This window comes from Rhizorhapis sp. SPR117 (assembly GCF_021742065.1).
Genome location: NZ_JAKKIE010000025.1, coordinates 14,225 through 27,442 on the forward strand (window position 1 = coordinate 14,225; position 13,218 = coordinate 27,442).

Sequence of the window (13,218 nt, forward strand, 5' to 3'; positions counted from 1 at the left end):
ACGGGCGTGCCGATGGGCGGCTTATTTCAGGTCCGCCCCGTTCATCACTGTCAGGTTGGCGGCATTGGCTGCTGCGGCCTTGCGCTCTGCATCCACTGACGCGATCAGGCCGCGCTTTGTGAGCGGACCACCCGGCTCCCATGCATTGACATAGGCCGCCATATATTCCTTCAGACCCGGAATGGCGGTTACATGCGGCTTTTTCACATAGATGAACATGGCCCGTGCGCCTGGATAATTGCCGCTGGCGATGGTGTCGTACGTGGGGTCCACGCCATTAAGAGCAATTCCGCGCAGGCTATCGAGATTCTCTTCAAGGAAGCTGTAGCCGAAGACGCCAACGGCATTGGGATTGGCGGCGAGCTTCTGCACAATCAGATTGTCGTTCTCGCCCGAATCGACATATTTGCCGTCTTCACGCACCTTGGTGCAGATTTCCTTGTGCTTGTCCGCATCGCTTTCCTTCAACGCTTTCATCGCCGGATCGGTGTCGCAGCCTTTTTCAAGGATCAGTTCGGCGAGCGAGTCGCGCGTGCCAGATGTCGAGGGTGGACCAAAGACCGCGATCGGGGTGGCGGGAAGCGACGCGTCGATGTCCGACCATTTTTGCGCGGTCTGCGGCTTTCCAAAAGGCATTTCTGCCAACGCTTGATACATCTGGGCCAGGGTCAGCTTCATCGGGGTGCCGGTCTTCGACTGGGCCACGGCCAGTCCGTCATAGCCGATCTGAACCTCGACAATCTCGGTCACGCCGTTTTTCTGGCACATCTCGAATTCGCCGGGCTTCATGCGCCGCGAAGCGTTCTCGATATCGGGATGACCCGCGCCGACGCCTGCGCAAAATAGCTTCATGCCGGCGCCAGTACCTGTCGATTCGATGATCGGCGACTTCATGCCCGGATTGTTGTTGACGAACTGTTCGGCAACGGCGGTAGAAAAGGGAAAGACTGTCGATGATCCGACGGCGCGAATCTGGTCGCGTGCGCCAGCGGCCGAATCTCCGCCCGCCTGATCCTGACATGCCGCAAGGGCAAGCGCCGAAACGGCGAGAATGGCTATATTCCTAATCATTGTTCCTCCATGAATCCCATCGGCCTGCCGATGATGATTGCGGCCTCTAGCAGCGATTCATATGCCCATTGTGACAGTTGGGTTTCAGTTTGATGACAATGCAGCCGGATGGTTCGCTGAATCTGCAGGTGGGAGGTGGATGGTGATGTTGGTGCCCTTGCCAACGATGCTGCTGATATCCATCCGGCCGCGATGCCGTTCAACGATATGCTTGACGATGGCAAGGCCCAGACCGGTGCCTCCCATCGCCCGGCTGCGACCCGAATCGACACGGTAAAATCGTTCGGTCAGGCGTGGGAGATGATCAGGATCTATACCTTCGCTTTCATCGGTCACGGTCAATTTGACCATGGCCCCCGACCCATGTGTCAATCGAACGACGATGGGCGTATCGGGTCTTCCATATTTGACGGAATTACTGACGAGATTGTGGAGCAGTTGCGATAGCTGCGCCTGGTCGCCATTCACGGGCGGCAGCCCGGATTCAATTTCGCAGACGACATCCATGCCGCGCTTGCCATGGCGTTCGTGAAAGATTTTCTCCACTTCGCCAATGAGTTCTGCCAGATCGACGGGTGTATCGGGCAATTGATATTTCTCTGCCTCAATTCGCGACAGAGACATCAGATCGTCGACAAGACGCTGCATCCGCCGTGCCTCATCGAACATGATTTTCAAAAAACGATCGCGCGTTTCCCGATCCCCGCCCGCCTTGGGATCGCCCAGCGTTTCTATGAAACCCAATATGGCGGCAAGGGGCGTGCGCAGTTCATGGCTGGCATTGGCGACGAAGTCGACGCGCATCCGTTCGGCTGCATAGCTGCCGGTCCGGTCGATCAGGTGCACCATGATCCGTCCCTTGCTCATGGAAGCCGTGCGCATTTCCCAACGTTGTTCCCGCTGGCCCAGCCCAACAAGGTTGATCGAGCCGCCCGGCGTCGAGGCGCCGGGATGGGTCAGCCGTTCGGCCGCAGCAGGGTGACGAAGGGCGATGCGGACATCCTCTCCCACGATATGTGATCCCAACAGGCGCAACGCGGTGCGATTGGCGCGCACGACCCGCTCATTGGCAACGATCAGCAGCGGTTCGATAATGCCTTCCATCATCCCGTCGAAATCGGGATTGTCCAACAGGTCCAGCGAAGGTTCCGGGTCGCGGACGACATTTGCGGCTGTTTCCGGGTGGCGGTCGATCATGATCGACAGGGCAAAAACACCCGCGACGATGGCTATCAGCGCGGTTTCCCAGCTTCCGCCAAAAACCAGCGATCCGGTTGCGCCGATCAGGATGATGAACATCGCTGCTGTGAACTGAAGGACCGATGTACGATTCATGGTTATCGACCTAGATTATTTTTTGCCGGGCTGCGATGGTTATAGGCATGTGTTTCAGAAGCTTGCACAGGTTTACGCTTCTGTAAGGGAAATCGCGGATAAATATACAGATGAGCGAGATGGAAAAGCATGAGAAGCAGCCCGGGCAGGCTGAAGAGCAGAGCCGCCTGACAGCGCCATCGCGCCGCCAGATGTTGATGATGGGCGCTGTGGCGACGTCGGCCATTGTTTCCATTCGGCCTGCATTGGCGCAAACGGCGGGATCAGTGATGAATTGCGAGATCCCGGTTCCCGACATGGGCCGCGCCGGTCATTATATCGCCAGCGATGGCCAGTTGGTCGCACCTGACACGCCCGGCGCCTTTCCCCCGACTGGTCGCGCCTTCAAGGGTGAGGACGTCAAGGCCGCCATGCACGGACGCACACTGCCGGGCACCAGCTATGAACAGAGCAAGGCCTATATGAACTATATTCGCCGGTTGCAGGCCGGGAATAGCGGCTTTACCTGCTACGCCTCGCTGCAAATGCCACGCTGAGCGCGTTGCGATCTCATGTCATGGCGGAGGATGATGGGCAGCATCTTTATCGGGCTGAAGGTGCCAAGCACCTTCTTGTAAGGCGGCTTGATGATCTGACGCTGATATATCATCGGCGATCGGGCATGACTCATATGGTGAGCGCACCAGTGCCGGAAATACTGACGGCGATGGGGGATGAGGCGTTGAGCGCACCCCAAATCCTGTCGCGCCTGTCCGACCGTTTCGACCTCGCTTTGGAAGAAGAGGGATCACAGGTTGCGGTCATTGCGGCACGGCTGGAGGAATTGGCCGGGCTGGGGCTGGTGGAACGGCTGTGAGATATGAGTTTTCCGTCCGCATAGGCCCTGCTTCCTTTCGCATTGGTTCGGCCTGGGCTGCGCCTGTCGAACATTTGCGCCGGTTATATGAGAGCTATCCCGCGCCAGAGGGCGGGCTGGTCGATTTTTCCGTGCGTCTGGAGCCCGCAACGCCGTTGCGGCGGTGGTTGCGGCCATCGGTTGCCATTGCGGGCGACTATATGCTGCCTGATGCCGCGCCACTGCCGCTCGCGCAGGGCTTGCTGGCGGCGGAAATGGGCATGAACCTGCAAATGGCGCTTGGTTGGCGGCGGCATATGTTGCTGCATGCGTCCTGTGTGGAAAAGGACGGGCGCGCGCTGGTGATGACCGGGGCATCGGGATCGGGCAAGTCCACGCTGGCCGCGATGTTGGGTGAACGCGGCTGGCGGCTCATGGGCGACGAATTCGCGTTGCTTGATGTGCAAGAAGGCGAAATTTTTGCATTTCCCCGCCTTATTTCACTGAAGAACGGCGCCATAAACGTGATGGGGCAGTGTGCCGATCCGTCGCGCTTTGGCCCATTGATGAAAGCCACGCCGAAGGGCGACATCCGCCACCTCGTCCCCTGTCCTGATGCAATTGCACGGATGGGGGAGGGCGCTATGCCCGCCATGCTGCTTTTTCCGCGATTCGGTTTTTCACCCGCGGTCCGGCCAGTGATGAAAAGCGAAAGCTTCATTCGTTTGACGCAGGCGTCGACCAATTATGTCGCACTGGGCGAAGCAGGCTTTACAGCGTTGGCCCGATTTGTCGAAACCGTGTCAGCGCACGCCATCGATTATGGATCGGGGGAAGAGGCGCTGTCGCTGGTCGAACGGTTATGGGATGCGGCAACATGAGTGCGCTTGTGCTGGTACAGGCACTGCGCGACCCGGCGTCGGTCACGGATCTCGATATGGCGGGGTGGAACGGCTTGATCGCCATGGCACGGGCGGAACAATTGATCGGCAGTCTTGCCTATCGATTTGGCGGTCTTGCCCTGCCTGCCGCTGTTGAGCGGATGATGCTGGATGCGCGCCGCCATGCCACATTTGTGAGGCGGCAGGCGTTGTGGGAAGCCGATCGTGCCCGCGTCGCGCTGGCTGGGGTCGATGCGCCGGTCATCCTGCTGAAAGGCACGGCGTATGTGGCCGCCGGATTGCGGGCCGGAGTGGGCCGACATATTGGCGATCTTGACATCATGGTCCCGCGCCCGGCGCTAACGAGGGTGGAAAAGGCGTTGATCTCCGCCGGTTGGGAATGGGTGAAGCCCGATCCTTATGACGATCAATATTATCGCCGCTGGATGCATGAATTGCCGCCGCTCATCCACAAGGAGCGCGACCGGATGATCGATGTGCATCATACGATATTGCCATTGACCGCGCGACAGAGGCCCGATGCCGATGCGATGATCGCCGACCGTCTGAAACTGGACAACGGCCTGTCCGTCCTGGCGCCCGAGGATATGGTGCTGCATTGCATTGCGCACCTGTTTGCTGATGGCGACCTAGCCGGGGGCTTGCGGAATTTATGGGATCTGCATTGCCTGTTGGATGATTTTGGCACTAACCCCGCATTTGCGGAGCGACTGGAGCAACGGGCGGCGCGCCATCAGCTTGCGGCGCATCTGAAGCGCGCTGTCAGGCTGTCGTCCTATCTTTATGGTGCCGGAGCGGACCTGACTCTCTCCGACCGATTCTATATCCGTCGCTTGCTCGCCCGTGATGAGTGGGGCCGGGAAACGCAAAAGCTGGCGCGGCTTGCCTTCTATGTGCGCTCGCACTGGCTGCGCATGCCGCCGCTGATGCTGGCGCGGCACTTATGGACCAAGTGGCGCAAGGGGCGATAATCCGTCTTTGAGCGGATGATCTTCGGCGGTTAGCGCACCATTTCCATTGCCGCGTTGCAGGCCAATTGATCTGCACGTTCGTTTTCCGGGTGGCCGTTATGGCCCCTTACCCATTGCCATTCGATCCTATGGCGTCGGGTCGCTTCCAATAACGCCTGCCACAGATCGGCATTTTTGACCGGCTTGCGATCAGCGGTGCGCCAGCCGTTTTTCTGCCAACCGAAGATCCATTTGGTGATGCCGTCCTTCACATAATTGCTGTCGGTCGACAGAACGACCTGACAGGGACGTTTCAGTGCGTTGAGCGCCTCGATCGCGGCCATCAGTTCCATGCGGTTGTTGGTGGTGTTGCTCTCTCCGCCCGACAGTTCCATTTCCTTGTCGCCATAGCGGATCAGGGCGCCCCAGCCGCCGGGGCCCGGATTGCCCTTGCACGCGCCATCGGTGAATATCTCTACGGTCATGCGCCGGTCAATTCACCTGGCTTCGCACCGGCATAGAAATCCAGCCGGCGCAGAAAGGCGAGCGGGTCCTTGCGTGTCACCAGCGCACCGGGCGGCGTGTTGATCCAGTCATAGGCCCGCGTGAGCAGGAAACGCAGCGCTGCTCCCCGGCATAATGTAGAAAAAGCCTGCCGTTCTTCTGCGCTCAAACCAAATGCCTCCTCATAGCCCCGAACCAGCGCCGCACCGCGATCCGCATGATAATTGCGACCGTCGAAATCGAAGCACCAGGCAGCGTGGGTCACGGCAACGTCATAGGCGCGCACATCGGTGCAACTGAAATAAAAGTCGATGATGCCGGTCACTTCATCGCCATGCATCAGCACATTATCGGGAAACAGATCGGCGTGGACAACCGCACGAGGCAGGCCGGTTGGCCAGTGCGCGTCCAGATAAACAAGCTCATCTGCTACGCGGCGCGCAAGACCGGGTGCTATGTCATCGAAATGCACACCGCATTTGTCCGCCAGATCGTGCCAGCCGACAAGGTCGAGAGCATTTGCGCGGCGCCCTGAAAAATCGGCTGCTGCTGTGTGCAGTTCGCCAAGAGCGCAGCCCGCGGCGTGGCTTTGTGCGGGAGTTGGCTCGGTCACCGAAATCCCGGTCAGGAATTCGATGAGACAGGCCGGGCGCCCCGCAAGCTGTTGCAGTTGATTGCCCTCACGGTCGGCAATGAACCGTGGCACCTTGCATCCGCGCACCGCCAGATGATCGAGTAAATCCATGAAAAAGGGCAGATCCGCTTCATTCACCCGCTTTTCATAGAGAGTCAGAATGAAGCGATCCCGGGTGGTTTCAAGCAGGTAATTGCTGTTTTCCACGCCTTCGGCAATGCCTTTGGCCGACAGCAACTCGCCAACATCATAGCGTGTCAGGAATGCGGCCATATCTTCGGCCGGAACATGCGTATAAACTGCCATGCGCGCTTACGCCGCCTCCAGCCCGCGAGGCAGTTTGAAGGCGATATTTTCACGCGCCGTTTCCACCTGTTTCTCGGTAACGGCGAAGCGTTCGCCCAGATGGTCGACGACTTCGCGCACCAAAGTCTCTGGCGCCGACGCGCCTGCGGTGATGCCCAATGTGCGCACGCCAGTCATCCAGGCGGGATCGATATCTGTTGCGCGCTGGATCAAATGGGCCGGGGTTCCTTCGCGTTCGGCGACTTCGACCAGGCGCAGAGAATTGGAACTGTTCGGTGCGCCGATCACCAGCATCAGGTCGCAAGCCAAAGCGATCGCCTTGACCGCGGCCTGACGGTTGGATGTAGCATAGCAAATATCCTCCCCCTTGGGCGCGACGATGGCTGGAAAACGGTGTTGCAGTGTCGCCACAATGGCCGCCGTGTCGTCAACCGATAAGGTGGTCTGGGTCAGAAAGGCCAGGTTTTCGGCATCCTTGGGCATGAAGGCCCTGGCGTCGTCCACGGTTTCGATCAACGTCATCGTGCCATCGGGCACCTGACCAAAGGTTCCGATAACTTCAGGGTGACCCTTATGACCGATGAACAGGATATGGCGTCCGCCCTCTACCTGTCGTTCGGCCTGCCGATGCACCTTCGATACCAGCGGGCAGGTCGCGTCCAGATAGGATAGTCCCCGCGCCTCTGCTGTGGCCGGTACGGATTTGGGCACGCCATGCGCGGAAAAAACCACGGGCACGCCATCAGGAACCTTGTCCAGTTCCTCCACGAATATTGCGCCCTTGGCCTTCAGATTGTCGACCACATATTTGTTGTGCACGATTTCGTGCCGAACATAGACGGGTGTCCCATATTTCTCGATGGCGCGTTCGACAATGGTAATGGCGCGATCAACGCCGGCGCAGAAGCCGCGCGGCGCCGCGATCAAAATGTTCAGGGAAGGGTGGTTGCTTTCGCAATGGATCATGGGAAGAGCCTGTAGTCTGTTCTGCGCATGAACAAAAGCCGGTTCCTTTCGGTTGCGTGTCTCTTGCCGCGCGGATAAGAAGCCCGAACGCCTTTGCAAGGGATATAGTGTGTCAGTTCAAAAAGCCTTCACCGCCAGCCTCGTCCTTTTGTCGCTTGGCGGCTGCGCCAAGGTTGGCGACATCGATGTTACAGGCGGCATTGTCGCCGCGCGCTCGGCCTGCCCCATGGTCGGGATTCCTAATTATACCGGGGACATTACGCTGTTCAACCCACCCGAAAGTCGCGAGGCGCGGGCGATTGACATAGTCGCCAATATAACGAACCTGCGGTCGACCTGCGATGACAGCGGCGCGCAAATCTACACCCAGGCGACATTCGACGTGCTGGCCCGACGCAGCGACCCCACTGGCGCGCGCGACGTGACCCTGCCCTATTTCGCAACGGTCATGCGCGGCGGAACGGCCGTGGTGTCAAAGCGTGTCGGTCAGGTCACGGTGCATTTCGAAGATGGCCAATATCGCGCCAGCGCAAGTGATTCGGCGCAATCCTATGTGGACAAGGGACAGGCCACATTGCCTGCGGACATACAGGAACGCATCACGCGCAAGCGTAAGGCGGGCGATTCCGATGCCGCGGTTGATCCCATGGCTGATCCTGCGGTTCGCGCGGCGTTGCAACGAACCAGTTTTGAGTTGCTCGTCGGGTTCAATCTGACCCAGGACCAGCTCAAATATAATGTGACGCGTTGATTTTCAGCGGCTAGGCGGCGTCCTGCTCTGTCGCCAGCCGGCAGATATAAAGGCCATGCTTTGACACTTTACGCCCGTTTCGCCGCGCATGTGAATGCGGCGCTCGATGCTCTGGAACTGGACGGCACATTGCCGCCGGGCCTGCCACGCAAGTCCGTGGCGGTCGAACCGCCGCGCGATCCAGCACATGGCGACCTTTCCACCAATGCCGCGATGGTGCTCGCCAAGGGCGCAAAGACCAATCCTCGCGCGCTGGCTGAAAAAATTCTCGAAAAACTGACCGCACTTGGCGAGGTGGCGAGCGGAGAGATTGCAGGACCCGGTTTCATCAACCTGCGCCTGACCGATTCGACCTGGCGGGCGGAACTCGCCGCTATCCATGCCGAGGGTGAGGATTATGGCCGTTCCGACATGGGCCAGGGCGTGCGGGTCAATGTCGAATATGTTTCGGCCAACCCTACCGGACCCATGCACATGGGCCACTGCCGAGGCGCGGTGGTGGGCGATGCGCTGGCGACCCTGCTGGAATATGTCGGGTACAAGGTTACGCGTGAATATTATATCAACGACGCGGGCGGTCAGGTGGATGTGCTCGCCCGCTCCGCGCATTTGCGTTATTGCGAGGCGTTGGGCGAAGATGTCGGGGAGATTCCTGAAGGACTGTACCCCGGCGATTATTTGAAGCCGGTAGGCGAAAAACTGGCTGCCGAATATGGACGTGCCTATGTTGCCGCGCCTGAAACCGAATGGCTGACGCTGTTCCGTATGCAAGCGGTCGCGGCGATGATGGACATGATCCGCGCGGATCTGGCCCTGCTTGGCATTCATCATGACGTTTTCTCGTCCGAGGCGGAATTGCAGGCGGCGGGCAAGCCGGAAGCGGCCGCAGCGGAATTGCGCGCGCGGGACCTCGTCTATGACGGGGTGCTGGAAGCGCCCAAGGGGGAAGCGCCTGAGGATTGGGAACCGGTCGAGTTGCCGCTGTTCCGCTCGACGCAATTTGGCGATGATCAGGACCGGCCGATCAAGAAATCGAACGGCGGCTGGACCTATTTCGGCGCGGATCTGGCCTATCATTATCAAAAGGCGCAGTCCGCCGATCAGTTGATCGACATATGGGGTGCGGACCATGCCGGTACGGTCAAGCGGATTCAGGCGGCCGTGCGCGCGCTGACCCATGACACTGTGCCCTTTGACGTCAAATTGGTGCAGATGGTTCGTCTGTTGCGCGATGGCGAGCCGGTCAAGATGTCGAAGCGGGCGGGAAATTTCGTGACGCTGGCGGATGTTGTCGAAGAAGTCGGCAAGGATGTCGTCCGTTTCACCATGCTGACGCGCAAGGCTGATGCGCAGATGGATTTCGATTTCGCCAAGGTGGTTGAAGCGTCGAAGGACAATCCCGTTTTCTACGTGCAATATGCCCATGCACGCATCTGTTCGCTGGAACGCAAGGCTCGGGAGGCGGGTATGAACCTGTCGCCGCCTGAGCTGTCCCTGCTTGGGACAGAGGAGTTGGCGCTGATAAAATTGGCTTCGCAGTTCCCCAGGATTGTGGAATCTGCGGCGCAAAGTCATGAACCGCATCGTATTGCCTTCTATCTGGGCGATCTGGCGGCGGCCTTTCATGCATTCTGGAATATGGGCAATGACCGGCCTGAATTGCGGATGGTCATTGTGGGTGATGCAGCTACTACTTCGGCACGGCTTTTCCTGGCCGGTGGAATAGGGCAGATTGTGCGTAACGGATTGGCGCTTATGGGGGTGCAGGCCCTTTCGGAGATGCAGTAATGACCGATTACGACCGTGAGAGTCTGGATCTTCAGGATGAAGACCGGTTGCCCTGGCTGGAGGCTGTTGACGATGCCGATGACGAGGAGGGGGTTTCTATCATCCGCCTTGTCCTGCTGATCGTTGCGGGCCTGGTGTTTCTGGGGGGCGTTATCGGTGGCATATACTGGTTGCAATCCGATCGTTCCGCTGATGGTGACGGCACGCTGATCGCTGCCCCGGAGGGGGCCTACAAGATTCCTGCGGAAAACCCCGATGCCCGGCAATTTCAGGGCGAAGGCGATACCAGTTTTGCAACGAGCGAAGGCTTGGAAGGCGGCGGCAAGATCGATCCGGGGCAACTTCCCGAAACGCCAGTGACCGAAGCGGCCAAGCCTGCGCCGCCGCCCGCTCCCAAATCTGCTGCGCCAGCGGCTCCGTCGGCCAAGGTGAAGGCACAGGTTGCGGACAACACGAAGCTTGTGCCCACAACATCCAAAACCGCACAAAAGCCTGCCGCCGCTGGCGGCGCGATGATCCAGCTTGGCGCCTATGGATCGCACAGTGGGGCGGAACAGGCGTGGACGGCATTATCAAAACGTTTCGATTATCTTGCAGAGATGGGAAAATCGATCTCTCCCGTGGACGTCAATGGTGCGACCCTGTACCGTTTGCGTGCCGCGGCCACGTCCAATGCGCAGGCGAAAACGCTTTGCGGCAAGTTGAAGGTGGCAGGCGAAAATTGTCTGGTAGTGCCGAACTGAATATTCGATCCGTCCTGTTGGAAAGTAATCGCGTCATATGAAACCCGTCATTTTCGGTCTTTCCGGCCTGGTGCTGACCGATGATGAACGCGCGCTTTTTCGGGAGGCGGACCCTGCGGGCTATATTATTTTCAAGCGCAACGTGGGGGATGCGGACCAACTTCGTGCTTTGACCGATACGCTGCGCACGCTGCATGGGCGCGAAAATGTCGCCATCATGATAGATCAGGAGGGTGGCCGCGTGGCGCGGATGCAGCCGCCTCTATGGCCTGCCTTCCCTCCTGGCGCAGCATTCGACAGATTGTACGACATCGCTCCGGTCAGTGCGATAGAGGCCGCGCGCAATAATGCGCAGGCAATAGCCGTCATGTTGCGTGAAGTCGGGATCAACGTGGATGCGCTGCCATTGCTCGACGTGCGGCAACCGGGCGCCAATGATATTATCGGCGACCGTGCGCTGGGCGGCGAGCCTTTGAGGGTCGCGGCGCTGGGTCGGGCCATTTTGGATGGGCTGCAGCGCGGCGGGGTGAGCGGCATCGTCAAACATATGCCCGGACATGGTCGGGCCATGGTCGACAGCCATCTGGATTTGCCGGTCGTGGATGCCGATGAGGCCGCTTTGGAAATTGACATATCGCCGTTCCGCGCGCTGAATGACGCCGCGATGGGAATGACGGCGCACATCATCTATACTGCCTGGGACAAGGAACGTCCCTGCAGCCTGTCGCCTGTGGTTATCGAAAACATCATCCGCGGCCGCATCGGTTTTGATAGCCTGCTGATGTCGGACGATCTCGACATGAAAGCATTGAAGGGCGACATTCCCGCGCTGGCAGCCGGAGTCGTTGCGGCGGGGTGCGATCTGGCGCTTAATTGCTGGGGCCGGATGGATGAGATGCAGGGCATTGCCAATGCGCTCGACGAGATTCGTCCGGAATCGCGCGCGCGCCTTGATCGCGCGATGGCGGCTATCGCCCAACCGATGGAGGAGCGTCCCTTTGCGGAACTTGTCGCAAAGCGCGACGCGCTGTTGGCGCTCGCATGAATGATGTTGCGGCCGATTGGGCGGATATAATGGACCGCCCTGCGATGATGCCGGGATCACCGGATGTTCTGACGGTCGACGTCGACGGCTGGGAAGGGCCGCTGGACCTTTTGCTGGCGCTGGCCCGCACGCAGAAGGTGGATCTGCGGGAACTATCCATATTGGCATTGGTCGAGCAATATCTGGCCTTCATCGAGGGCGCACGCGAGCTGAAGCTGGAACTGGCGGCGGATTATCTGGTGATGGCGGCCTGGCTTGCTTACCTTAAATCCGGGCTGTTGCTGCCACGGGACGCCGAAGTTGATCCATCGCCTGAAGAATTGGCGTTGCGTCTTCAATTGCGGTTGCAGCGGCTGAATGCAATGCGAGAGGCGGGGGCCAGATTGCTGGCACGCGACCGGATTGGCCGGGACGTGTTCGTTCGTCCGGCACCAGAAGGGCTGCGCACGGTTCGCAAGACCGCGTGGGATGCTTCGATTTTCGACCTGCTGGCCGCGTATGGACAGATCCGTGCGCGGACCCAGCCCGCGATGCACATCGTTGCCCGCCGTGCGGTGATGACACTGGAGGAAGCGATCGAGCGGGTTGGACGGCTGGTCGGCACGCGTCTGGATTGGACGCAACTGGAAAGCTTCCTTCCCGATGGAGCCACGCCTGCATTGCGCAAATCGGCGCTGGCGAGCAGTTTCGTCGCGGCGCTGGAGCTGGCGCGGCAGGGGCGGGTGGACATCATGCAGGATGGTATCTTCGAACCGCTGTTCCTGCGCTCTGTGGGGATTGAGGCGGCTGCGCCATGATCCAGCCCGACGATTTTGCGCGTGCGATCGAAGCAGCCCTGTTCGCTTCCGACAAGCCGCTGACTATCGCCGAAATTCGGCACTATGCCGGAGATCAGGGAGATATTGCAGAGACGCTGGCCCGATTGGCGGAGGATTATGCGGCCCGCGGTATCCATCTGGTCGAGCGCGGCGGGCGCTGGCATTTTCAGACCGCGCCTGACCTGGCTCATATTCTGCGTCAGGAAAAAGAAGAACCGCGCAAACTTTCCCGCGCAGGCATGGAGACTCTGGCGATCATCGCTTATCATGAGCCGGTCAGCCGCGCTGAAATAGAGGCTATACGCGGTGTGCAGGTTGCCAAGGGTACGCTCGATGTGTTGATGGAGGCAGGCTGGGTCCGGCCTGCTGGCCGCCGCGAAGTGCCGGGGCGGCCATTGCTGTTTGCAACCACGAGCGAATTTTTGTCGCATTTCGGCCTTGCCAGCCGCCGCGACCTGCCGGGTATCGATGACCTGCGGGCAGCCGGATTGCTTGACCCGGTCGATCTGGCGCTTGAGGGGGCGGCTGGGCAATCGGCACTGGAAAGTGACGACGAAGACGCCTAGATAG

Annotated in this window: 15 protein-coding genes; 10 read left to right on the forward strand and 5 right to left on the reverse strand. The window is 59.5% G+C overall.

Annotated features, from left to right (window positions below; translation table 11 throughout):
* Positions 1-21 precede the first annotated feature (21 nt).
* Positions 22-1,071: a substrate-binding domain-containing protein gene (locus L3X40_RS11120; RefSeq protein WP_237365716.1), complete on the reverse strand. Its 1,050-nt coding sequence runs from the start codon at positions 1,069-1,071 to the stop codon at positions 22-24.
* An 84-nt stretch (positions 1,072-1,155) separates the two neighbouring features.
* Complete coding sequence (locus tag L3X40_RS11125) at positions 1,156-2,406, reverse strand: sensor histidine kinase (RefSeq protein ID WP_237365717.1); 1,251 nt, start codon at positions 2,404-2,406, stop codon at positions 1,156-1,158.
* A 119-nt stretch (positions 2,407-2,525) separates the two neighbouring features.
* On the opposite strand from L3X40_RS11125, the gene L3X40_RS11130 reads away from it, so the two are divergent.
* From L3X40_RS11130 to L3X40_RS11145, 4 genes are all read left to right on the forward strand, one after another.
* Complete coding sequence (locus tag L3X40_RS11130) at positions 2,526-2,942, forward strand: hypothetical protein (protein WP_237365756.1); 417 nt, start codon at positions 2,526-2,528, stop codon at positions 2,940-2,942.
* A 125-nt stretch (positions 2,943-3,067) separates the two neighbouring features.
* Complete coding sequence (locus L3X40_RS11135; protein WP_237365718.1) at positions 3,068-3,262, forward strand: HPr-rel-A system PqqD family peptide chaperone; 195 nt, start codon at positions 3,068-3,070, stop codon at positions 3,260-3,262.
* The gene (locus L3X40_RS11140; protein ID WP_237365719.1) at positions 3,259-4,122 is read left to right on the forward strand and encodes an HprK-related kinase A; all 864 of its coding nucleotides are present in this window, start codon (positions 3,259-3,261) and stop codon (positions 4,120-4,122) included. The genes L3X40_RS11135 and L3X40_RS11140 overlap by 4 nt, the downstream gene beginning before the upstream one ends.
* Positions 4,119-5,114: a nucleotidyltransferase domain-containing protein gene (locus tag L3X40_RS11145; RefSeq protein ID WP_237365720.1), complete on the forward strand. Its 996-nt coding sequence runs from the start codon at positions 4,119-4,121 to the stop codon at positions 5,112-5,114. The genes L3X40_RS11140 and L3X40_RS11145 overlap by 4 nt, the downstream gene beginning before the upstream one ends.
* Before the next feature lie 29 nt (positions 5,115-5,143).
* Here the strand turns inward: L3X40_RS11145 and rnhA are convergent, their stop codons facing one another.
* The 3 genes from rnhA to ispH are packed head-to-tail and all read right to left on the reverse strand — an operon-like array spanning position 5,144 to position 7,503.
* Positions 5,144-5,578, reverse strand: a complete 435-nt coding sequence (gene rnhA, locus L3X40_RS11150; RefSeq protein WP_237365721.1) for a ribonuclease HI — start codon at positions 5,576-5,578, stop codon at positions 5,144-5,146.
* Positions 5,575-6,537 carry a homoserine kinase gene (thrB, locus tag L3X40_RS11155; protein WP_237365722.1) on the reverse strand — a complete coding sequence of 321 codons (963 nt, stop codon included), beginning with the start codon at positions 6,535-6,537 and terminating at the stop codon, positions 5,575-5,577. The genes rnhA and thrB overlap by 4 nt, the downstream gene beginning before the upstream one ends.
* 6 nt (positions 6,538-6,543) lie before the next feature.
* The gene (ispH, locus tag L3X40_RS11160; RefSeq protein WP_237365723.1) at positions 6,544-7,503 is read right to left on the reverse strand and encodes a 4-hydroxy-3-methylbut-2-enyl diphosphate reductase; all 960 of its coding nucleotides are present in this window, start codon (positions 7,501-7,503) and stop codon (positions 6,544-6,546) included.
* A gap of 109 nt (positions 7,504-7,612) precedes the next feature.
* On the opposite strand from ispH, the gene L3X40_RS11165 reads away from it, so the two are divergent.
* From L3X40_RS11165 to scpB, 6 genes are read left to right on the forward strand one after another with little or no spacing between them, the layout of a single operon-like run.
* Entirely contained in the window at positions 7,613-8,254 is a 642-nt protein-coding gene (locus L3X40_RS11165; RefSeq protein WP_237365724.1) for a hypothetical protein, read from the forward strand.
* Positions 8,255-8,314: 60 nt separating this feature from the next.
* The gene (argS, locus tag L3X40_RS11170) at positions 8,315-10,042 is read left to right on the forward strand and encodes an arginine--tRNA ligase (RefSeq protein ID WP_237365725.1); all 1,728 of its coding nucleotides are present in this window, start codon (positions 8,315-8,317) and stop codon (positions 10,040-10,042) included.
* Positions 10,042-10,785, forward strand: coding sequence for an SPOR domain-containing protein (locus L3X40_RS11175; protein WP_237365726.1), 744 nt, complete (start codon positions 10,042-10,044; stop codon positions 10,783-10,785). The genes argS and L3X40_RS11175 overlap by 1 nt, the downstream gene beginning before the upstream one ends.
* Before the next feature lie 37 nt (positions 10,786-10,822).
* On the forward strand, positions 10,823-11,830 hold the full coding sequence (gene nagZ, locus L3X40_RS11180; RefSeq protein WP_237365727.1) for a beta-N-acetylhexosaminidase: 1,008 nt from the start codon (positions 10,823-10,825) through the stop codon (positions 11,828-11,830).
* Between the two features lie 47 nt (positions 11,831-11,877).
* The gene (locus L3X40_RS11185; RefSeq protein WP_445177180.1) at positions 11,878-12,627 is read left to right on the forward strand and encodes a segregation and condensation protein A; all 750 of its coding nucleotides are present in this window, start codon (positions 11,878-11,880) and stop codon (positions 12,625-12,627) included.
* On the forward strand, positions 12,624-13,214 hold the full coding sequence (scpB, locus tag L3X40_RS11190; RefSeq protein ID WP_237365728.1) for an SMC-Scp complex subunit ScpB: 591 nt from the start codon (positions 12,624-12,626) through the stop codon (positions 13,212-13,214). The genes L3X40_RS11185 and scpB overlap by 4 nt, the downstream gene beginning before the upstream one ends.
* Positions 13,215-13,218: the final 4 nt, after the last annotated feature.